The sequence below is a fragment of the Nocardioides szechwanensis genome, assembly GCF_900103935.1.
Taxonomy (GTDB): Bacteria; Actinomycetota; Actinomycetes; order Propionibacteriales; family Nocardioidaceae; genus Nocardioides; species Nocardioides szechwanensis.
On the sequence record NZ_FNIC01000002.1, the window covers coordinates 168,962 to 190,047 of the forward strand.

General features: G+C 71.8%; 21 protein-coding genes. 13 read left to right on the forward strand and 8 right to left on the reverse strand.

The genetic code is table 11. The annotated features are described in order from the left end of the window. Positions 1–82: 82 nt before the first annotated feature. The 4 genes from BLR90_RS06020 to BLR90_RS06035 are packed head-to-tail and all read left to right on the forward strand — an operon-like array spanning position 83 to position 3,892. On the forward strand, positions 83–1,291 hold the full coding sequence (locus tag BLR90_RS06020) for a class I SAM-dependent methyltransferase (RefSeq protein ID WP_091023558.1): 1,209 nt from the start codon (positions 83–85) through the stop codon (positions 1,289–1,291). After that, on the forward strand, positions 1,288–2,325 hold the full coding sequence (locus BLR90_RS06025; protein ID WP_143016123.1) for an SdiA-regulated/phytase-like domain-containing protein: 1,038 nt from the start codon (positions 1,288–1,290) through the stop codon (positions 2,323–2,325). The genes BLR90_RS06020 and BLR90_RS06025 overlap by 4 nt, the downstream gene beginning before the upstream one ends. A gap of 48 nt (positions 2,326–2,373) precedes the next feature. Continuing rightward, a complete protein-coding gene (locus tag BLR90_RS06030; protein WP_091023561.1) occupies positions 2,374–3,378 on the forward strand; it encodes a DNA topoisomerase IB in 1,005 nt (334 codons plus the stop codon). Between the two features lie 10 nt (positions 3,379–3,388). Further along, positions 3,389–3,892: an O-acetyl-ADP-ribose deacetylase gene (locus BLR90_RS06035; RefSeq protein ID WP_091023563.1), complete on the forward strand. Its 504-nt coding sequence runs from the start codon at positions 3,389–3,391 to the stop codon at positions 3,890–3,892. A gap of 70 nt (positions 3,893–3,962) precedes the next feature. On the opposite strand, the gene serC is transcribed toward BLR90_RS06035, so the two are convergent. After that, positions 3,963–5,087, reverse strand: a complete 1,125-nt coding sequence (gene serC / locus BLR90_RS06040; protein WP_091023565.1) for a phosphoserine transaminase — start codon at positions 5,085–5,087, stop codon at positions 3,963–3,965. Between the two features lie 113 nt (positions 5,088–5,200). On the opposite strand from serC, the gene BLR90_RS06045 reads away from it, so the two are divergent. Both BLR90_RS06045 and BLR90_RS06050 read left to right on the forward strand, forming a co-directional pair. Further along, positions 5,201–5,680, forward strand: a complete 480-nt coding sequence (locus BLR90_RS06045; RefSeq protein ID WP_245715181.1) for a GNAT family N-acetyltransferase — start codon at positions 5,201–5,203, stop codon at positions 5,678–5,680. A gap of 23 nt (positions 5,681–5,703) precedes the next feature. Next, a complete protein-coding gene (locus BLR90_RS06050; RefSeq protein ID WP_091023567.1) occupies positions 5,704–6,288 on the forward strand; it encodes a hypothetical protein in 585 nt (194 codons plus the stop codon). Positions 6,289–6,290: 2 nt separating this feature from the next. Here BLR90_RS06050 and BLR90_RS06055 read toward each other — a convergent pair whose 3' ends face one another. Both BLR90_RS06055 and BLR90_RS06060 read right to left on the reverse strand, forming a co-directional pair. Beyond that, positions 6,291–6,878 (reverse strand): class I SAM-dependent methyltransferase, encoded by a 588-nt coding sequence (locus BLR90_RS06055; protein ID WP_170254268.1) that lies wholly within the window; start codon positions 6,876–6,878, stop codon positions 6,291–6,293. After that, positions 6,866–7,969, reverse strand: coding sequence for a citrate synthase 2 (locus BLR90_RS06060; protein WP_091023569.1), 1,104 nt, complete (start codon positions 7,967–7,969; stop codon positions 6,866–6,868). Before BLR90_RS06060 ends, BLR90_RS06055 begins: the two co-directional genes overlap by 13 nt. Before the next feature lie 77 nt (positions 7,970–8,046). On the opposite strand from BLR90_RS06060, the gene pdxH reads away from it, so the two are divergent. The 6 genes from pdxH (at position 8,047) to BLR90_RS06090 (ending at position 15,571) form a co-directional block, all read left to right on the forward strand. Continuing rightward, positions 8,047–8,709, forward strand: a complete 663-nt coding sequence (gene pdxH / locus BLR90_RS06065) for a pyridoxamine 5'-phosphate oxidase (RefSeq protein WP_091023571.1) — start codon at positions 8,047–8,049, stop codon at positions 8,707–8,709. A 160-nt stretch (positions 8,710–8,869) separates the two neighbouring features. Continuing rightward, positions 8,870–9,448, forward strand: a complete 579-nt coding sequence (locus BLR90_RS06070) for a TetR/AcrR family transcriptional regulator (RefSeq protein WP_091023573.1) — start codon at positions 8,870–8,872, stop codon at positions 9,446–9,448. Beyond that, entirely contained in the window at positions 9,448–11,181 is a 1,734-nt protein-coding gene (locus BLR90_RS06075) for an ABC transporter ATP-binding protein (RefSeq protein ID WP_091023575.1), read from the forward strand. The genes BLR90_RS06070 and BLR90_RS06075 overlap by 1 nt, the downstream gene beginning before the upstream one ends. Then, complete coding sequence (locus BLR90_RS06080) at positions 11,178–13,061, forward strand: ABC transporter ATP-binding protein (RefSeq protein ID WP_091023577.1); 1,884 nt, start codon at positions 11,178–11,180, stop codon at positions 13,059–13,061. The genes BLR90_RS06075 and BLR90_RS06080 overlap by 4 nt, the downstream gene beginning before the upstream one ends. 528 nt (positions 13,062–13,589) lie before the next feature. Continuing rightward, on the forward strand, positions 13,590–15,122 hold the full coding sequence (locus BLR90_RS06085; RefSeq protein ID WP_091023578.1) for an MDR family MFS transporter: 1,533 nt from the start codon (positions 13,590–13,592) through the stop codon (positions 15,120–15,122). After that, positions 15,119–15,571 (forward strand): MarR family winged helix-turn-helix transcriptional regulator, encoded by a 453-nt coding sequence (locus BLR90_RS06090; RefSeq protein ID WP_091023580.1) that lies wholly within the window; start codon positions 15,119–15,121, stop codon positions 15,569–15,571. Before BLR90_RS06085 ends, BLR90_RS06090 begins: the two co-directional genes overlap by 4 nt. On the opposite strand, the gene BLR90_RS06095 is transcribed toward BLR90_RS06090, so the two are convergent. The 3 genes from BLR90_RS06095 to BLR90_RS06105 are packed head-to-tail and all read right to left on the reverse strand — an operon-like array spanning position 15,555 to position 19,215. Next, positions 15,555–17,117, reverse strand: coding sequence for a glycoside hydrolase family 13 protein (locus BLR90_RS06095; protein WP_091023582.1), 1,563 nt, complete (start codon positions 17,115–17,117; stop codon positions 15,555–15,557). The genes BLR90_RS06090 and BLR90_RS06095 overlap by 17 nt on opposite strands. After that, positions 17,114–17,890 (reverse strand): hypothetical protein, encoded by a 777-nt coding sequence (locus BLR90_RS06100; protein WP_091023584.1) that lies wholly within the window; start codon positions 17,888–17,890, stop codon positions 17,114–17,116. The genes BLR90_RS06095 and BLR90_RS06100 overlap by 4 nt, the downstream gene beginning before the upstream one ends. Continuing rightward, the gene (locus BLR90_RS06105; RefSeq protein WP_091023586.1) at positions 17,887–19,215 is read right to left on the reverse strand and encodes a cryptochrome/photolyase family protein; all 1,329 of its coding nucleotides are present in this window, start codon (positions 19,213–19,215) and stop codon (positions 17,887–17,889) included. Before BLR90_RS06105 ends, BLR90_RS06100 begins: the two co-directional genes overlap by 4 nt. A 47-nt stretch (positions 19,216–19,262) precedes the next feature. Here BLR90_RS06105 and BLR90_RS06110 point away from each other — a divergent pair, with 47 nt between their 5' ends. Continuing rightward, positions 19,263–19,949 carry an iron-dependent transcriptional repressor DtxR gene (locus BLR90_RS06110; protein WP_091024488.1) on the forward strand — a complete coding sequence of 229 codons (687 nt, stop codon included), beginning with the start codon at positions 19,263–19,265 and terminating at the stop codon, positions 19,947–19,949. 9 nt (positions 19,950–19,958) lie between these two features. Here the strand turns inward: BLR90_RS06110 and BLR90_RS06115 are convergent, their stop codons facing one another. Continuing rightward, positions 19,959–20,756 carry a Sir2 family NAD-dependent protein deacetylase gene (locus tag BLR90_RS06115; protein WP_091023588.1) on the reverse strand — a complete coding sequence of 266 codons (798 nt, stop codon included), beginning with the start codon at positions 20,754–20,756 and terminating at the stop codon, positions 19,959–19,961. 10 nt (positions 20,757–20,766) lie between these two features. Next, on the reverse strand, positions 20,767–21,036 hold the full coding sequence (locus BLR90_RS06120) for a DUF2277 domain-containing protein (protein ID WP_091023589.1): 270 nt from the start codon (positions 21,034–21,036) through the stop codon (positions 20,767–20,769). Positions 21,037–21,086 lie beyond the last annotated feature (50 nt).

Below are 21,086 nucleotides of genomic sequence, written 5' to 3' on the forward strand. Positions count from 1 at the left end.
ACCCACGCCATCGCCGACTGGTCATCCCGGTCGCCCTCGTGGGACTCCTCGTGCTGGTCATCGTCGCGTCGCTGGTGGGCCGATGAGCCAGCCGCTGGAGCACGTACTCGCGCAGGTCCGCGACTACGCGCTCGACCCCGAGGTCCTCGTCCGGGTCGTCGCCTCGGGTCGGCAGAAGGGGCAGCCGGCACCGCGGTGGAAGCGGGTCGAGCTGCGCTACGTCGATCTCAAGGCGGGCCGGCACCTCCAGGTCGTCGCCTATGACGAGACCCAGGCCCACACCAGCAACCACGCGGTCGGCGACACGGCCCGGCAGGCGGTCGACGAGCTGCTGACCGAGCCGTTCGGCAACTGGCACGTCGACACCCTGACCCAGACCCACCAGGTCCGGGTCACCAAGAAGCTCGAGGCGATGCTCCACACCAGCGCCCGCGCCGAGCCGGCCGAGGTCGACCGCGGTCACGACCGCGACAAGGCGCGGCTGCTGGACGAGGGCGACCCGGTCTTCCGGGCGCTCGGCCTCTCCGACGACCAGGGGCGGCTGAAGCCGAGCCGGCAGGCGAAGTACCGGCAGGTGGAGGAGTTCCTCCGGCTGCTCGACTCCTCGGTCACCGACGCGATCGAGAAGGGGCACCTGCGCCGCCCCACGGCCGAGGAGCCCCTGCGGATCGCCGACCTCGGCTGCGGCAACGCCTACCTCACATTCGCGGCGGAGCGGTTCCTCACCGGCATCCGCGAGCTGCCGGTGCGGCTGACCGGGGTCGACGTACGAGAGCAGTCGCGCGAGCACAACAGCGCCATCGCCTCGCAGCTCGGGGTCAGTGCTGACTTCGTGGTCGGCTCGATCTCCGGCGTCACCCTCGACCCGCCACCCGACGTCGTCCTCGCGCTGCACGCCTGCGACACCGCCACCGACGAGGCCCTCGCCCGTGCGGTCGAGTGGCAGGCCAGCCTGGTCCTCGCGGCCCCGTGCTGCCACCACGACATCGCCGCGCAGCTGCGCAGCACCCCGACCCCGGCGCCCTACGAGATGCTCACCCGGCACGGCATCCTCCGCGAGCGCCTGGCCGACACCCTCACCGACGGGCTGCGGTCGTCGCTGATGCGGGCGATGGGCTACAAGGTCGACGTCATGCAGTTCGTCGAGAGCAAGCACACGCCCCGCAACACGCTGCTCCGTGCGGTCCGCACCGGCTCGCCGGCGACCGGGCAGGGTGCGCGCGGGGAGTACGACGAGCTGGTCGCCCTCTGGGGGATCTCGCCCCGCCTGGCCGTGCTGCTCGACGCATGATGCTCCTCGTCGAGCGCCTGCTCGCCGGCGCGATGGTGGTGCCGTTCGCGCTCGGTCTGGCCGCCGGCCCGGCGGACCGCAAGGACGTCGTGCTGACGTTCACCGACGCCCGGATCGTCGAGTCCAGCGGGCTGGTGGCGCGCGGTGAGGTGTTCGTCACCGTCAACGACTCGGGTGACGACGGTCGCACGTTCGTGGTGGACCGCTCGGGTGACACGGTCGGCAGCGCCTCCTGGGGCGAGGCGACCGATGTCGAGGCGGTCGCGCCCTGGGGGCGCGACAGCGTGCTGGTCGGGGACATCGGCGACAACGCCGGCCAGCGCGACTCCGTGAGCGTGCTCCGGGTGCCCGTCGAGCGCGGCGACCGTGCCGTGACGCCGGACGTGTTCGAGCTGACCTACCCGGGCGGGCCGCGCGACGCCGAGGCGCTGCTGGTCCACCCCGTCACGCGCCGGATCTACGTGGCGTCCAAGGAGCTCTTCGGCGGGACGTTGTACGCCGCCCCGCGCGAGCCGAGCAGCACGCGACCCAACCGGCTCCAGGCCCTCGGGACGGTCACCGGGATCGTCACCGACGGGGCGTTCTTCCCCGACGGCCGTCATCTCGTCCTGCGCGACTACGGCCGGGCCGTGGTCTTCGCGTTCCCGTCCCTGGAGCCCATCGGCGAGGTGGACCTCCCCGACCAGCCGCAGGGCGAGGGGATCGCCGTCGGCGCCGACGGCACGGTCTACGTGAGCACCGAGGGGCAGTTCACCTCGGTGCTCCGGGTGGCGCTCCCCGCCGACCTGCGCGAGGCCGTGACCCCCGCGCCGTCGCCCACCTCCACGCCGACGCCCACGCCGACCTCCACGCCGACCGCGACGCCCACGCCCGAGCCCACCAGCACGCCCACGACGCGGAGCCGCGAAGGCAGCGAGCTGCCCGAGACCACGTCGACCGACCGGCCCTTCTGGCCGTGGTTCCTCACCGGCTGGCTGGGCCTGGGCCTGATCGTGGTGCTCATCTGGAGCATGCGTCGCCGCAACACCACTTGACCCGTGCGGGTGAGACGGCGCGGCCGTCGACCGTCATAGGGTCGCGTCGTGCCCCGACTCCGCCGCACCTCGCCCGAGCAGCCGGGCTGGACCCGCCGCCGCGCGGGTCGTGGTTTCGTCTACCTCGACCAGGCCGGCCACCGGCTGCCCGAGGAGGACGCCCAGCGGGTGCGCGACCTGGTGATCCCGCCCGCCTGGCGTGAGGTCTGGGTGACTCCGCACGAGAACGGCCACCTCCAGGCGGTCGGCACCGACGACGCCGGCCGTCGCCAGTACCTCTACCACCCGGTCTGGCGGGCCAAGCGGGACGCGGAGAAGTTCGACCGGATGCAGGAGTTCGGTCGGGCACTGGTCAAGGCCCGCGAGCTGGTCGTCGCCGACCTCGGTCGTGAGGGCATGCCGCTCGAGCGCGCCTGCGCGGCCGCCGTGCGTCTTCTCGACCTCGGCTACTTCCGCATCGGCAACGACGTCTACGCCGACACCCACGGCAGCTTCGGGCTGACCACGCTCGAGCGGCGCCACGTCAAGCGGCACCAGGACCGGCTGGTCTTCACGTTCGTGGGCAAGTCCGGCGTCGACCACCGCATCGAGATCGACGACGTCACCGTGATCGAGGCGGTCGAGATCATGCGCCGCCGTCGTGCCGACGACCCGCGGCTGCTCGCCTACAAGGACGAGCGGTCGTGGCGCTCGATCCTGCCGGACCTGGTCAACGAGTACGTCCGCACGAGCACCGGCCTCGACGTCACGGCGAAGGACTTCCGGACCTGGCACGCCACGGTGCTGGCCGCGGCCGCGCTCGCCGAGACCGAGGAGCACGGCGAGACCCAGGCCTCACGCAAGCGTGCGGTCGCGGGCGCGATGAAGGAGGTCTCCGAGTTCCTGGGCAACACCCCGACCCTGGCGCGTTCCTCCTACGTGGACCCTCGGGTGATCGAGGCCTACGAGGAAGGCAAGACGATCCGGGGGACCACGCGGCGTACCTATGACACGCCCGACGAGCGCCAGGCCGCCCTCGAGCGCGCCACCCTCAAGCTGCTGAAGGCGAACTGATGGGGGCGGGCTGATGGAGGTCACCGTCGTCGAGGGCGACATCACCCGGCAGGACGTCGACGCGGTCGTCAACGCCGCCAACCGGCGGATGCGTGGGGGAGGTGGCGTGGACGGCGCCATCCACGCGGCCGGCGGCCCGGCGGTGCTCGACGACTGCGTACGCCGCTTCCCGCACGGCCTGGCCACCGGCGACGCGGGCTGGACGACGGCCGGCGACCTCCCGGCGCGCTGGGTCATCCACGTCGTGGGCCCCAACCGCCATGCCGGCGAGACCGACCGTGCGCTGCTGACGTCCTGCTACTCCCGCGCGCTCGCCGTCGCCGACGAGCTGGGCGCCCGCTCGGTCGCCTTCCCGCTGGTGAGCGCCGGCGTCTACGGCTGGCCCAAGGACGACGCCATCGCGGCCGCCGTCGACACCCTCCGCACCACCCCGACCCAGGTGACCGAGGCGCGCCTGGTCGCCTTCGGCTCGTCGACGTACGACGAGATCCTCGCGGTCGTTAAATCGGGATAGTCCCCAACCGGAGGGCGACTAAGAGGGCTCTCAGTAGCTCTGGTGTTAGGGACTATCCCGACGAGACGACTCAGCCGTGCTCGACGACGTAGTCGATGCAGTGGATCAGGGCCTCGATGTCGGCGGGGTCGATGGCGGGGTACATCGCGATCCGGAGCTGGTTGCGGCCGAGCTTGCGGTAGGGCTCGGTGTCGACGATGCCGTTGGCGCGCAGGGTCTTGGCGATCGCGGCCGCGTCGATGGCGTCGTCGAAGTCGATGGTGCCGATGACCAGCGAGCGGTGGGACGCGTCCACGACGTACGGCGTGGTGTACGACGTCTTCTCGGCCCAGCCGTAGAGCGCGTCCGAGGAGGCGGTGGTGCGCTCGACCATGCCCTGGAGGCCGCCCTGGGAGTTCATCCAGTCCAGCTGCTCGGCCATCAGGAAGAGCGTGGCGACCGACGGGGTGTTGTAGGTCTGGTTCTTGGCCGAGTTGTCGATCGCGGTCGGCAGGTCGAAGAACGCCGGGATGTGCCGGCCGGACGCCGCGATCGACGCGGCGCGCTCCAGAGCGGCTGGCGACATCAGCGCGATCCACAGGCCACCGTCGGAGGCGAAGCACTTCTGCGGGGCGAAGTAGTAGGTGTCGACCTCGTTGAGGTCGACCGGCAGGCCGCCGGCGCCCGAGGTGGCGTCGACCAGGACCAGAGCGTCGTCGGCGGTCGTGCCGGCGGGCCGTACGACGGGGGCCATGACCGCGGTCGAGGTCTCGTTGTGGGCCCAGGCGTAGACGTCGATACCGTCCTCGGCCACGGCGTCGGGCCGGGTGCCGGGCTCGCTCTTGATCACCGACGGGTCGGCCAGCCACGGGGCGTCGGCCGCGGCCTTGGCGAACTTCGAGGAGAACTCGCCGAACGTCAGGTGCTGGCTGCGCTCGCGGATCAGCCCGAACGTCGCGATGTCCCAGAACGCCGTCGCGCCGCCGTTGCCGAGCACCACCTCGTAGCCCTCGGGCAGCGAGAACAGTGCGGCGAGACCTTCACGCACGCGGCCGACGGTGTCCTTGACGGGGGCCTGCCGGTGGGACGTGCCCATGAGGGACGAGCCGGTCGCCGCGAGTGCGTCGAGGTGGCTGGTCTGGATCTTCGACGGGCCGGCGCCGAAGCGGCCGTCGGCGGGCAGGAGGTCGGCGGGGATCTTGAGGGCGTCGCTCACGTGGAACCTTCCGAGCTGCGATGGACTGCAAGGGATGGGTGCTGACGACGCTGTCAGGGATGTCCCTATTGTGTCAGCACGGTTGCAGTCGGGATAAATCGGAGGAGCCCATCGTGGGCACTGTGCGCATCGAGCGAGTCGGCTACGGCCACCCCGACGCCGTCCGGCTCGTCGCCGACGTCCAGGCCGAGTACGTCGTCCGCTACGGCGGGCAGGACGAGTCGCCGGTCGACCCACTGGAGTTCGAGCCCCCGCACGGCAGCTTCTACCTGGGCTGGCTCAACGACGTGCCGGTCGCCACCGGCGCCTGGCGGCGCTCCCGCGTGGAGGCCTTCGGGACCACCGAGACCTGCGAGATCAAGCGGATGTACGTCGTGCCCGCGGCGCGCGGAGAGGGTCACGCCCGCCGGATGCTGACCCACCTCGAGGAGTCGGCGCGCGCGGCGGGTGCCCGGGCGCTGGTGCTCGAGACCGGGATGAAGCAGCCCGAGGCGATCGCGCTCTACGAGTCGTCGGGCTACGTGGCGGTCCCCGGCTTCGGCTACTACCGTGACTCACCGCTCAGCCGCACGCTCGGCAAGCGACTCGCCTGAGCTCGACCGAGGAGGAGGGACACGTGCTGCTCCCGATGAAGGTCGCCCGCGGCGTCGCCGACGGCTCGATGGACCTCGCGTTCCGGCGCTGGAAGCGGCAGGACGTCCAGCCCGGCCGCACGTTCAAGACGGTCGCCGGGGTGGTTCGCGTCGAGGAGGTGAGCGTGGTCGATGCCGACGCGATCACCGACGAGGAGGCGGTGCGCGCCGGCCACCCGGACGCCGACCGGCTGCGCGCCCGCCTGGCACCCGACGCCAGCCTGGCGACGTACCGCGTGCGGCTCTCGTGGGTCGGCGAGGACCCGCGCATCGCGCTGCGCGAGGACGCCGACCTGACCGACGACGACGTGGCCGCGCTGGACGCCCGGCTGGCGCGGCTCGACCGCGCCAGCAGCCACGGCCCGTGGACCCGGCAGACCCTCGAGCTGATCGGCCGGCGGCCGCGGGTGCGGGCACCCGACCTGGCCGCCGAGGTCGGCCGCGAGCGCGACCCGTTCAAGATCGACGTCCGCAAGCTCAAGAACCTCGGCCTCACCCGCAGCTACGACGTCGGCTACGACCTGTCGCCGCGGGGCGTGGAGTACCTCCGCCGCACCAGTCGGGGCTGAGGTCAGGCCCCGACGACCAGGTAGCGCTCGTCGGTGATCTCGCGGCCCCAGTAGACGGCCTCGGGCAGCCGCCTCAGCTCGGCCCGCATCCCCGAACCCTCGACCAGTGCGACGGTCTCGTCCGCCGTGAGGCCGGCGCCGGTCGACCAGCTGCCCTCGATGAGGACGACCCGGCCGCCGGGCGCAAGCAGCCCGCGCCACCGGGCCAGGGCCGCGGCCGGGTCGGGCAGCGCCCAGAGGACGTGGCGGCACAGCACCACGTCGTACGTCGCCGGCGTGAGCGGCGGCTCGGCGGCATCTGCGACCACGAAGGTCACGCCGGTCGTGCCGGTGGCCTTGGCCCGCGCGCGACGCACCATCTCCGGGGAGAAGTCGACGCCGTCGACGACGTACCCCTCCTCGGCGAGCAGCAGCGCCAGCGTGCCGGTGCCGCAGCCGAGGTCGGCCACCCGGCCGGGAGCCTCCGGCAGCACCGACAGCAGCAGTGCGCGCCACGCCTCCCGGACGACGGGATCACGCAAGCCGTGGTCGGGCTCGTCGTCGAACGCCTCGGCCTCGGCGTCCCATGCAGCACGGCTCAGCCGGCCCACTCGTCCTTCCAGCCACGCACCTCGCTGGCCGGGCGAGGGGCCGGGCCGAAGTAGACGGCGGAGGGCCGGATCAGACGGCCGGTGCGCTTCTGCTCGAGGATGTGCGCCGACCAGCCGCCGGTGCGGGCACAGGTGAACATCGACGTGAACATGTTGGCGGGCACCTCGGCGAAGTCGAGGACGATCGCGGCCCAGAACTCCACGTTGGTCTCGAGCACCCGGTCGGGGCGGCGCTCGCGCAGCTCGGCCAGCGCGGCCTTCTCGAGCTCGTGCGCCACCTCGTAGCGCGGCGCGCCGAGCTCCTTCGCCGTACGACGCAGCACGCGGGCGCGCGGGTCCTCGGCGCGGTAGACGCGGTGGCCGAAGCCCATCAGCCGCTCGCCGGAGTCGAGCAGACCCTTGACGTACTTGGTCGCGTCGCCCATCTCCTCGACGGCCTCGATCATCGTCAGCACCCGAGCGGGCGCGCCGCCGTGCAGCGGGCCGCTCATGGCGCCGATCGCGCCGGAGAACGCGGCCGCGACGTCGGCACCGGTCGAGGTGATCACGCGGGCGGTGAACGTCGACGCGTTCATGCCGTGCTCGGCGGCCGAGGACCAGTAGGCGTCGATCGCCTTGACGTGCTTGGGGTCGGCCTCGCCCTTCCAGCGGATCAAGAACTTCTCGGCGAGGGTGGCGCCCTGGTCGACGAGGCGCTGCGGGACGACCGGCTGGCTGAGCCCACGCGCGGACTGCGCGGCGTACGACAGCACCATCACGGCGACCCGGCTGAGGTCCTCACGGGCCTGCTCGTCGGAGATGTCGTAGGTCTGGCCGAAGCCGAACGCCGGTGCGAGCATCGCCACGGCGGCCTGCACGTCGACGCGCACGTCACCGGTGTGGACCGCGAGGTTGTAGGGCTCGGCGGCCGGCAGGCCCGGGTCGTAGCTGCCGTCGATCAGCAGTCCCCACACGTTCTCGAACGGGACCCGACCGACGATCTCCTCGATGTCGACACCGCGGTAGCGGAGCGCGGAGCCTTCCTTGTCGGGCTCTGCGATCTCGGTCTCGAAGGCGACGACGCCCTCCAGCCCGTGGTGTACCTCGGTCATCCGGCGACTCCTCTGTCTGACGCCCGAGGGAGTGGGCGTGCCGCAGGCATTGTGCCCCACGGCCTAGATTGCCGGGCATGGGCGACAACACACACGACGACGCCGACCTCGCCGGCCTGCGTCAGGAGTACGCCGCCGGCGGGCTCTTCGAAGCCGACCTGGCTTCCGACCCGATGGGGATGTTCGGGCGCTGGTTCGCCGACGCTCTCGCGGCGAACCTGCACGAACCCAACGCCATGGACCTCGCCACGGTGGGGCCGGAGGGCCGACCGTCCGTGCGGATGGTGCTGCTCAAGGGCTACGACGACGAGGGCTTCCGGTTCTTCACCAACATCGCGTCGCGCAAGGGCCGCGACCTGGCCGGCAACCCGCACTGCGCGCTGGCGTTCCCCTGGCACCTGCTCGAGCGCCAGGTCCGGGTCGAGGGGGTCGCCGAGCTGCTGCCGCGCGACGAGGTCGAGGCCTACTTCGCCTCCCGGCCGCGCCCCTCCCAGCTCGGCGCCTGGGCGTCGCACCAGTCGCGCGCCGTGGCCGGCCGCGAGGAGCTGGACGCGGCGTACGACGAGGTGGAGCGCCGCTTCCCGGACGACGTGACGGTCCCGGTCCCGGACGAGTGGGGCGGCTACCTCGTGCGCCCCGAGGTCGTGGAGTTCTGGCAGGGACGGCGCGGGCGGCTGCACGACCGCCTCGCCTACCGGCGTGCCGACGGAGGCTGGGTCGCGGAGCGGCTGGCACCGTGATCGTGTGCGAAGGCAGCCGGGTCTCGACGCGCTGACACGACCTCGTGCCTCGGTCGTGTCGCTTGCTCGACCTGGACAGCCTCGGCCGTGCGCTCGTACCTCGCGCCCAGCCGGCCTGACCAACTTGTGAGTGAGTGCTCACTCACTTAGGCTGACGGACATGGCCCGAGCCCGACCGATGTCCGCCGAGGAGCGACGCTCCGCGCTGACCGATGTGACCTTGCGGCTGTTGCGCGTCCACGGACGGGCGGTGACCACCCGCCAGATCGCGGAGGCGGCGAAGGTCGCCGAGGGCACGATCTTCCGGGTCTTCGACTCCAAGGACGAGCTGGTCGACGCCGCGCTCGCCCGGGCGTTCGAGCCCGGCGACGTCGTCGCGCGGATCGAGGGCATCGACCCGACCCAGCCGCTGCGCAGCCGCCTGGTCAACCTCGTGGCGATCCTCCAACAGCGCTTCCGGGCCACCTTCGAGCTGATGCAGAAGGTCGAGCTCGTCGGCCCGCCCCACCACCTGCACGACTCCGCCGAGCACGAGGCCTGGCGGGTGCGCCTCGAGGCGCTGCTCGCCGGCGTCGTCGGCGACGACGCCGACCAGCTCGCCGTACCCGTCGACCACTTCGTCCACGTCCTGCGCCTGCTGACCTTCGCAGGCAGTCACCAGAAGGTCGCCGACGGGCGCCTGCTCACCCCCGACCAGATCGTCGACACGGTCCTGCTCGGGCTCCGAAAGAGGGACTGATGCTGCTCCGGATCTTCCGCACCTACCTGCGGCCCTACCGCACCTGGCTGGCCGTGATCGTGGTCCTCCAGTTCACGGCCACGGTCGCGATGCTCTACCTGCCGAGCCTCAACGCCGACATCATCGACGAGGGCGTGGCGGTCGGCGACACCGACTACATCCTGCGCACCGGCGCGGTCATGCTCGGCGTCTCGCTCCTCCAGATCGCGTGCTCGGTCGTGGCGGTGTGGTTCTCCGCCCGCACGGCGATGGCGTTCGGCCGCGACCTGCGGGCCGCGGTGTTCCACCGGGTCGGGTCGTTCTCCGGGCGCGAGGTCGCCCAGTTCGGCGCCCCGTCGCTGATCACCCGCAACACCAACGACGTCCAGCAGGTGCAGATGCTGGCGCTGATGACGTGCACGATGGCGGTGTCGGTGCCGATCATGATGGTCGGCGGCATCCTGATGGCGATGCGCGAGGACCTCGGGCTCTCCTGGCTGCTCGCGATCGTCGTACCCGCACTCTTCCTCGCCGTCGGCGTCGTGGTCTCCCAGATGGTGCCGAGCTTCCGGCTGGTCCAGGAGCGCATCGACGGCGTCAACCGGGTGCTGCGCGAGCAGATCACCGGCATCCGGGTGGTGCGCGCGTTCGTGCGCGAGCCCTACGAGGCCCGCCGGTTCGCGAAGGCCAACGACGACCTCACCGAGGTCTCCGTGCGGGCGGGGCGCTGGATGGCCACCATGTTCCCGCTGGTGATGCTGGTCGTGAACGTCTCCAGCGTCGCGGTCATCTGGTACGGCGGCCAGCGCGTCGACGCCGGCCAGATGCAGGTCGGTGCCCTGACGGCGTTCCTGAGCTACCTGATGCAGATCCTGATGTCGGTGATGATGGGCACGTTCATGCTGATGATGATCCCGCGCTCCTCGGTGTGCGCCGACCGGATCGCCGAGGTGCTCGACACCGACTCCTCCGTCGTACCTCCCGCCGAGCCGGTCCGTGAGGTCACCGGCCGCGGTCACCTGGAGCTCGACGGCGTCGGCTTCACCTACCCCGGTGCCGAGCAGCCGGTGCTGTCCGACATCAGCTTCAGCGCGGGGGCCGGCCAGACGGTCGCGGTGATCGGCTCGACCGGCGCCGGCAAGACGACCCTGCTCAACCTCGTGCCGCGGCTCTTCGACGCGACCTCCGGCGAGGTGCGCGTCGACGGCGTCGGGGTCCGCGACCTCGACCCCGAGCTGCTCTGGCCCCGGATCGGGCTGGTGCCCCAGCGGGCCTTCCTCTTCACCGGGACCATCGCGACCAACCTGCGCCACGGCGACCCGGACGCCACCGACGACGACCTGTGGCGCGCGCTCGAGATCGCGCAGGCGCGCGACTTCGTGGAGGCGATGCCCGAGGGCCTCGACGCCCCGATCGTGCAGGGCGGCACCAACGTGTCCGGCGGCCAGCGCCAGCGGCTCGCGATCGCCCGCGCGCTCGTACGGCGCCCCGAGATCTACCTGTTCGACGACGCGTTCTCGGCCCTCGACCTCGCCACCGACGCCCGGCTGCGCGCGGCGCTGCGGCCGGTCACCCGCGACGCCACCGTGGTGATCGTCGCCCAGCGGGTCTCGACCATCCGCGACGCCGACCTGATCCTCGTGCTCGAGGACGGGCGGGTCGTCGGCCGCGGCACCCACACCGAGCTGCTCGCCGACAACCCGACGTACCAGGAGATCGTCGCGTCCCAGCTGAGCGCGGAGGAGGCAGCATGAGCACCGAGACACCCGCGCAGCCCAAGCCCGCCGGGACGATGAAGGAGACCGAGCGGATCGAGGCGCCCATCGGTGGCCCGGGTCGCGGCCCGATGCACGGCGGCATGGTCGGGCAGAAGGCGATGACCTTCGGACCGTCCGCCAAGCGGCTGGTCGCGCAGATGTCGCCCGAGCGCGCCAAGGCGATCGCGGTCGTCCTGCTCGCGGTCGTCAGCGTCAGCCTGATGGCGCTCGGACCGCGGCTGCTCGGGCACGCCACCGACCTGATCTTCGACGGCTACCTCGCGCAGCGCCCGATCGACCTCGACGGCGTGCGCGACGTGCTCGTCGGCGTACTCGCCATCTATGCCGGCGCGTCCGTGCTCGGCTGGCTCCAGGGCTACCTGCTCAACGACGTCGTGCAGAGCACCGTGCGCCGGATGCGCTCCGACGTCGAGGACAAGGTCAATGTGCTGCCGCTGGAGTACTTCGACCGGCAGCCGCGCGGCGAGCTGCTCAGCCGGGTCACCAACGACATCGACAACATCAGCCAGACCCTGCAGCAGACGATGAGCCAGCTGCTCACCTCGTTGCTCACGGTGCTGGCCGTGCTGTCGATGATGTTCTGGATCTCGCCGACGCTGGCGCTGATCGCCCTGGTGTCGGTGCCGGTCTCGATGTACGCGACGGCCAAGATCATGAAGCGCTCGCAGGGGCAGTTCATCGCCCAGTGGCGCCGTACGGGCAAGCTCAACGCCCACATCGAGGAGACCTTCTCGGGGCACGCGCTGGTCACCGTCTTCGGCCGCCAGCGTGAGGTGGAGACCGCCTTCGCCGAGCAGAACGACGAGCTCTACGAGGCGTCGTTCCGGGCGCAGTTCGTGAGCGGGCTGATCATGCCGCTGATGATGTTCGTCGGGAACCTCAACTACGTCGTGATCGCCGTCGTCGGTGGTGTCCGCGTCGCCAACGGCTCGCTCTCGCTGGGCGAGGTGCAGGCGTTCATCCAGTACACGCGGCAGTTCACGCAGCCGCTCACCACCGTGGCCTCGATGATGAACCTCCTCCAGTCCGGGGTCGCCTCAGCAGAGCGGGTCTTCGAGCTGCTCGACGCCGGCGAGCAGGTGCCTGACCGGGCGGCCACCGGTGAGCCGGTCGCCAGCCGCGGGGAGGTCGCGTTCGAGGACGTCGCCTTCTCGTACGACGTGGAGTCGCCGCTGATCTCCGACCTCTCGCTGGTCGCCCGGCCGGGCCAGACCGTGGCCATCGTCGGCCCGACCGGTGCCGGCAAGACCACGCTGGTCAACCTGGTGATGCGCTTCTACGAGCTCGACGCCGGACGGATCACGCTCGACGGGGTCGACATCACCGAGATGCCGCGCGCCGCGCTGCGCGGGCGGATCGGGATGGTGCTCCAGGACACGTGGCTCTTCGAGGGCACCATCCGCGACAACATCGCCTACGGCCGGCCCGACGCCACCGAGGACGAGATCCTGGAGGCCGCGCGCGCGACGTTCGTCGACCGGTTCGTCCACTCGCTGCCCGACGGCTACGACACCCTGGTCGACGAGGACGGCGGCAACCTGTCGGCAGGGGAGCGCCAGCTGGTCACCATCGCCCGGGCCTTCCTGTCCGACCCGGCGCTGCTGATCCTCGACGAGGCGACCTCGTCGGTCGACACCCGTACCGAGCTGCTGCTCCAGCACGCGATGGCCGCGCTGCGCAGCGACCGGACGTCGTTCGTGATCGCCCACCGCCTCTCCACGATCCGCGACGCCGACCTGATCCTGGTCATGGAGGCGGGGCAGATCGTCGAGCAGGGAACCCACGACCAGCTGCTCGCCACCGACGGTGCCTACAGCCGGCTCTACCGTTCCCAGTTCGCCGCTGCCCTCGCCTGATCGCGGGGTGGTGGGGCGGGAGAAATAACCCCTTGTCCGGGCCCGTGGGTCGACCTACGGTTGTCGCACACGGGAAAGGAGGTGGTCCGAAGAATGAATTCTTTGAGGACGCGTGAGGTGGCTGCCCGCTAGCAGCCCAGCATCATGTCGGGTGGAAGCGCCCGACAGGCTGCTGACGAATTCCTAGCAGCTACCCGACCCGCAGGTGATCCGGGATCACGTCCCCCGGAGCGGTCTCCTCCCGGAGGCCACGCCTGCGGGTCGCTGCTATTTCCGACCACTCCATGAGTCGTCTCGCCGGGATAGTCCCCAACTCCAGAGCCCATGAGAGACCTCTTAGTAGCCCTGGTGTTAGGGACTATCCCGAGAACGCGGCCGCGAGTATCTCGGGACACAGCGGTTGCCAGGGACCTCCCCCGGGAATATGGTTGCCCTCGTCAACCTTCTACCGGTATGAATCGAGCTCCTGTGTCACAGGCCGTCACCCCGCCCGCATCGCGACCGCCCTCGGCGGAGGAGTCGGGGCAGATGACCCACCGCGAGATCATGGAGGCCCTCAGCGGCCTGCTGCTCGCGATGTTCGTCGCGATGCTCTCGAGCACCGTCGTCACCAACGCGCTGCCGGCCATAGTCACCGACCTCGGGGGCAGCCAGACCGGCTACACCTGGGTCGTCGTGGCCACGCTGCTGACGATGACGGCGACCACCCCGCTCTGGGGCAAGCTCGCCGACCTGTTCTCCAAGAAGCTGCTCGTCCAGACCGCGCTGGTCGTCTACTCCCTCGGCTCACTGGTCGCGGCGTTCGCGCCCAACATGGCCGTCCTCATCGGCGCCCGCGCCTTCCAGGGCCTCGGCGTCGGCGGCCTGACCGCGCTCGTCCAGGTCGTCATCGCCACCATGGTGAGCCCGCGTGAGCGCGGCCGCTACTCCGGCTACATCGGCGCCGTCTTCGCCCTCGCCACCGTCAGCGGCCCGCTCATCGGCGGCCTGATCGTCGACAGCCCGCTCGGCTGGCGCGGCTGCTTCTTCGTCGGCCTGCCGATCGCCGCGCTGGCGTTCGTGGTGCTCCAGCGCACGCTGCACCTGCCGGTGGTCAAGCGCCAGGTCACCATCGACTACCTCGGCGCCACCCTGATCATGGGCGGCGTCAGCATCCTGCTGGTGTGGGTCTCGCTCGCCGGCCAGCAGTTCGAGTGGGTCTCGGGCACCACCGCGCTGATGGTGACCGCCGGCATCCTGGTGATCGCCGCGTCCGTCTACGTCGAGGCGCGCGTCGCCAAGGACCCGATCATCCCGCTCCGACTCTTCCGGGACCGTACGACGGCGCTCGCGACGGGCGCCTCGGTCATGGTCGGCGTCGCGATGTTCGGTGCCACGGTCTACCTGAGCCAGTACTTCCAGCTCGCTCGCGGCATGTCGCCCACCGAGGCGGGGCTGATGTCGATCGCCATGGTCGGCGGTCTGCTCGTCTCGTCCATCGTCACCGGCCGGATCATCAGCAACACCGGGCTGTGGAAGCGCTGGCTGGTCGGCGGCATGGTCCTGGTCATCGTCGGTCTCGCACTGCTGGGCCAGATCGACGAGAAGACCGACCTGGCCGTGGTCGGCGCCTACATGGTGCTGGTCGGGCTGGGCCTGGGCGCCACCATGCAGAACCTCGTGCTCTCGGTCCAGAACAACACCCGGATCGAGGACATGGGCGCGGCCAGCTCGGTCGTGGCGTTCTTCCGGTCCATGGGTGGCTCGATCGGCGTCTCCGCGCTGGGCGCCGTCCTGGCCACCCAGGTCTCGACCAGCGTCCGCGACGGGCTGAAGACGATGGGCATCACGCCCGACGCCCACGCCAGCCACTCGATCCCCGACCTCGACTCCCTCCCGGCGCCGATCCGGGCGCTCTACGAGGCGTCGTTCGGTGACGCGGTGGGCCACCTGTTCCTGGTGTCGGTACCGTTCGCCGTGGCCGCCCTGGTCTGTGTCCTGTTCATCAAGGAGGTCCCGTTGCGCACCACCAACTACGACCCCGCGGCGGCCGCCGCCACTGAGGAGCCCGCCGCGCGATGAGCCCCGCAGGCAGAGCCGAGTCGCTGCGCCACCTCGAGCAGGAGGTGGGCGTGCTGATCCGCCGGATCCGGCGGGTCATCGCCGAGCGGGCGCTCCTGGTCCACGAGGACCTCCAGCCGGCGGCCTACCTGATGCTGGGCTACGTCGCCGAGCACGGCCCGCTGCGCGCGTCGTCGATGTCGGAGATCTTCGCGATCGACAAGGGAGCGATCAGCCGCCAGGTCCAGCACCTCGTCGACCTCCACCTGGTCGGCCGGGTCACCGACCCCGACGACGGTCGCGCCTCGCTGGTCTCCGCTACCGACGAGGCCGTACGCCGGCTCGAGGCCGTCGGGGAGGAGCGCCGGCGGTGGCTCGACGACCGTCTCGGCGACTGGTCCGACGAAAGGCTCGCGGCGTTCGCCCGCGAGCTCGGCCACTACAACGCGGCGCTCAACCCGCCGAGCTGACCCACACGGCCGTGTCGTGCGGGAGGTCGTCGCCGACCGGCCCGGACGCGATCACGACGTCACCCGCGGGCAGGGCGGTGGGCGCACTCCCGCAGTTGACCACCACGGTCAGGCCACCCCGGCGTACGGACAGCACGTCGCCGTCGAGGTGTACGTCGACCGCGTCACCCGCGTCGCGGGCCACGGCCCGGCGCGCAGAGAGCGCCTTGCGGTAGAACTCCAGCGTCGAGCCGGGGTCACCCTCCTGGGCGTCGACGGTCAGCGGCGCCCAGTCGTCGGGCTGCGGGATCCACGGTTGGCCGGCCCCCGGACCGAAGCCGTAGGGCGGCTCGGAGCCGACCCACGGGATCGGCACCCGGCAGCTGTCGCGGCCGGGCTCGCCGGTGCGGAACCAGGACGGGTCCTGGCGGTCGTCGGGGGCGACGTCGACCTCCTCGAGGCCGAGCTCCTCACCCTGGTAGAGGTAGGCCGAGCCGGGCAGCGCGAGCGACAGCAGCGTGGCGGCGCGGGCACGCGCCCGGCCGACCTCGCCGCCGCCGTAGCGGGTGGCGTGGCGCTGCACGTCGTGGTTGCTCAGCACCCACGTGGGCGTGCCGGACACGGCCGTGAAGGCGGGCAGGGTCGAGTCGATGACGTCGGCGAACGCCTTCGCCGACCAGGGCGCCATCACCCAGTCGAAGTTGAACGCCTGGTCCAGCTCGTCGGGGCGGACGTAGAGCGCGTTGGCCTCCACCGTGCTGGTCCAGGCCTCGGCGACCGCCATCCGGTCGCCGTCGTACTCCGCCAGGATCCGGCGCCACTGGCGGTAGACCTCGTGGACCTCGGGCTGGTCCCACATCGGCTCGTCGTCGAGGTGTCCGCCGACCTCGAAGTGGTCGGAGACCGGAGCCTGGCCGCGCTGGTCGCGCAGGCTCTCCTCCTTGAGCAGGCCGTGGGCCACGTCGATCCGGAAGCCGTCGACGTCGCGGTCGAGCCAGAAGCGCAGGACCTTCTCGAACATCGCCGGGATCTCGGGGTTGCGCCAGTCGAGGTCGGGCTGGCTGGTGTCGAAGAGGTGGAGGTACCACTGGTCGGTGTCGCCGACCCGGGTCCAGGCCGGGCCACCGAAGACCGAGCGCCAGTTGTTGGGCGGCTCGCTCGCGCCCTCGCCGCGGCCGGTGCGGAAGAGGTAGCGGGCGCGCTCGGGGCTGCCCGGCTCGGCGGCCAGCGCCGCCTGGAACCACGCGTGCTCGGAGGAGGTGTGGTTGGGGACCAGGTCCACGATCACCTTCAGGCCCAGGTCGTGCGCCTGGGTGACCAGCGCGTCGGCGTCGGCCAGCGTCCCGAACATGGGGTCGACGTCGAGGTAGTCGGCGACGTCGTAGCCGTGGTCGAGCTGCGGCGAGCGGTAGAAGGGCGTCACCCAGACCGCGTCGACGCCGAGGTCGCGCAGGTAGGGGAGGCGGGAGGTGATGCCCGGCAGGTCACCGATGCCGTCGCCGTCGGAGTCGGCGAAGCTGCGCACGTAGACCTGGTAGACGACCGCGTGCCGCCACCACTCGCTCATGCGAACGCCGCCGGGTCGACCGTGATCCACACGTGCTCGGCGACCGCGACCACGCGCCCGTCGGCGTCGTACAGCGTGGACGCCGTGAACGTCTTGCGGCCCTCCTGGCCGCGGGCGGCTCCGATCACCACGTGCTCCTCTCCGATCACCGGCAGAGCGTCGATCCTCGCAGTCATCGTCCCGAGCACCATCGGGCGGTCCGCCATGTCACCGGCCCACGCGCCCACGCAGTCGAGCGCCGCCCAGGTCACCGGCAGCGACGCATGACGTACGTCGTCGCGGTACTCGCGCCAGTCCTCGGCCAGGCTCGGGTGCGGCGTCCAGGTCGCCGCGGCCCGGACCGTGTCGCCTTGCGGCGTCACCTCGCCCGGGAAGATCCGCAGGCCGTCACCCGCCTCGCGGTCGGTGCCGCACGCGAAGCAGCCGGGGAAGGGGTGGGAGCGCAGGCCGGGGTAGGCCGCCTCGGCGGCGCGGGCCTCGTCGGCACCGACCGGGGCGACCGGCTCGAGGTCGTGGTCGGCGAAGCGTGCCTGCGCCACCGGGCTGCCGTCGTACGACGCGATGTGCGCGCCGTCGGCGGACACCGTGACCGGCATCGGGACGTCGAGCGGCGGCGGCTGCCGCAGCGCCACCGTGACTGCCGGCCACGACACACACCGGTCGGCGTCGTGGGGGAGCAGCGCGGCCAGGGCGCCGGCGGTCCAGCCGCCGTTGCCGGACGGGTCGGGGCCGCGGAAGCGCCGCGGCACGAGCAGCTCGTCGGTGGCGCTCATCGGATCTCCTCATAGCGGGCCAGGGCCTCGCGGCGCTCGGCGGCGTGGTCGACGATCGGCTGCGGGTAGCCGACCTCGTCGCGGTCGGCCGGGCTCGGGTCGTGGGGGTCGGCCCCCTCGGGCAGGTCCGCGAGCTCGGGCACCCACTGTCGGACATAGGTGGCGTCCGGGTCGAACTTGCGGCCCTGGGTCGTGGGGTTGAAGACCCGGAAGTACGGCGACGCGTCGGTGCCGCTGCCCGCCACCCACTGCCAGCCGTGCTGGTTGGAGGCGAGGTCGCCGTCGACCAGCGAGTGCATGAAGTGACGCGCGCCGTGCTGCCACTCGACGTGCAGGTCCTTGACCAGGAAGCTGGCGACGATCATGCGGACCCGGTTGTGCATCCAGCCGATGGCGCGCAGCTGGCGCATCCCGGCGTCGACGACCGGGAAGCCGGTGCGGCCCTGGCACCAGGCCTCGAGGTGGTCGGCCGGGTCGTCGTAGCGCATCCGGGCGTAGTCGGGCTTGAGGTAGTCGCGCGCCGAGTGGGGGTGCGCGAACAGGACGTCGGCGTAGAACTCCCGCCACGCCAGCTCCTTGCGGTAGGTCGCGGCACCGTCGCTGCGCAGGCGCGCGAGGTCAGCCAGCAGGGTGCGCGGGTGGACCTCGCCCCACTTGAGGTGCGGCGACATCCGGGAGGTGCCGTCGACGCCCGGCCGGTCCCGGTCGTCGCCGTAGTCGCCGACGCGGTCGAGGAAGCCGGCCCACTGCCGGCGGGCCGCGGCCTCGCCGGCCTCGGGGAGCTCGACCCCCTCGGCCTCCGCGTCGGGGAGGTCGGCGGTCTCGGCCAGGCCGAGCCAGGTGGGGTCGGGCGGAGGGTCGACGGGGTCGCGCCAGCCGTGGTCGGCCCACGCCTTGGAGTAGGGCGTGAACACCTTGAAGGGGGTGCCGGCGCCGCTGGTCACCCGTCCCGGCGCCACGGCGTACGGCGATCCGGTGCGGACCAGCTCGACCCCGGCCTCGGCGAGCGCCTGCTCGACCGCGAGGTCACGGGCGTGGCCGTAGGGCCCGAAGTCGGCGGCGACATGGACCCGCTCGGCGCCGACCTCGACGGCCGCCTGCACGACCCGACGTACGGGATCGCCGGTCACGACCGCCAGCGGCAGGTCGCCGGCGAGCGAGCGCAGGGACGCGGCCAGGTAGGCGCGGCGCGCGGGGCCGGCCGGCTCCCAGAGAGCCGGGTCGAGCACGAACAGCGGCAGCACCGCGCCGTCGGCGCAGGCCTCGAGGAGAGCCGGGTTGTCCCGGAGGCGGAGGTCGCGGCGGAACCACATCACGGCAGGCATAGGTCTCCACGATGCCAGGCACACACACATGGGTAAGAATGGGCGGCGTGAGCGACCTGATCGACACCACCGAGATGTACCTCCGCACCGTCTACGAGCTCGTGGAGGAGGGCATCGTGCCGCTGCGTGCCCGCATCGCGGAGCGTCTCCACCAGAGCGGACCGACGGTCTCGCAGACCGTGGCCCGCATGGAGCGCGACGGCCTGCTCACCGTCGAGGGCGACCGCCACCTCGAGCTCACCGAGGTCGGCCTGCAGCTCGCCACCCGCGTGATGCGCAAGCACCGCCTCGCCGAGCGACTCCTCATCGACGTGATCGGCCTCGACTGGGAGCTCGTCCACGAGGAGGCGTGCCGCTGGGAGCACGTCATGTCCGAGACCGTCGAGCGGCGCCTGCTCGAGCTGCTCGACCACCCCACCGAGTCGCCCTACGGCAACCCGATCCCGGGGCTCGAGGAGCTCGGCCAGTCCGTGGTCGGCGAGGACTTCATGGACGGCGTCGAGTCGCTGACCCAGGCCGCCGGCACCGACGAGAGCCGGGTGCTCGTGCGCCGGATCTCCGAGGAGATGCAGAAGGACGAGTCGCTGATGAGCGCCATGCGCCGCGTCGGCGCCCTTCCCGACAAGTCGATCACCGTCGTCGCCACCCCCGACGGCGTGCTCGTCGGCTCCGGCGGCGAGACCGCCGAGATCGCGCCCGAGGCCGCCGACCACATCTTCGTCCGGAAGCTGTGAGGTGCGTCCTCAGGCGGCGGCGAGCTCGCTGAGGAACTCCGAGCAGCCCACGTCGAGCTTGTACGTCGCGTGGTCGTCGCCGCGGGTCACGCCGCGGTTGACGATCACCACCGGTACCCCGGCGCGCGCGGCCCGTCGTACGAACCGGAAGCCGCTCATCACCGTGAGGCTCGACCCGGCGACCAGCAGCGCACCGCCTGAGGACGCCAAGCCGTCGACCGCGGCGTAGCAGCGCTCGACGCGGGGCGCGGGGACGTTCTCGCCGAAGAACACCACGTCCGGCTTGAGCACCCCGCCGCACCCCCCGCACGACGGGACGACGAAGCCGGCCGTGTCGTCGAGGTCGACGTCGCCGTCCGGCCGGACCTCCGCCGCCGCATGACGCGAGGCGAAGCCGGGGTTGAGCGCCGTCAGCCGCTCGTGGAGCGAGACCCGGGACGACGTCTCCCGGCAGCCGAGGCACACCACGTCGGCGATCCGGCCGTGCAGCGCGACCAGCCGCCGCGACCCGGCCGCCTCGTGGAGGCCGTCGACGTTCTGCGTGATCAGCAGCTCGGGGTCGAGCGCGGCGAGGGCGCGGTGCCCGTCGTTGGGCGCGGCGTGGCGCATCCGCCCCCAGCCGAGGTGGCTGCGCGCCCAGTAGCGCTGTCGGGCGTCGGGGGTGGCGACGAACTCCTGGTAGGTCATCGGCGCGCGGGCCGGCGAACCGGGACCGCGGTAGTCGGGGATGCCGGAGTCGGTCGAGAGCCCGGCCCCGGTGAGCACGACGAGCGGGCGTGAGCGCAGCAGGTCGAGGGCGTCGGTCACCGGTCGGACGTCATCGGGCGTAGCGCAGCTCGGCGCGGGCGCGCGCCTTGGCCGCCTCGACGTCGCGGTCCTTGGGCGGAGCAGTCGTCACCAGGTCGTCGAGCAGGTGCTGGGTGAGGTGCGCGATCTCGCGCACGGCCTGGTCGAAGACCGCCTGGTTGGCCTGTGACGGCTTCGTCGTACCACTGACCTTGCGGACAAACTGGAGCGCAGCGGCCGTGACCTCGTCGCGCGAGGCCGGCGGCTCGAAGTTGTTGAGGGGTCGGATGTTGCGGCACATGCGCTCGAGTTTACGTCGCCCCACACGTTGACCCGCCCGAAACTTTCGGG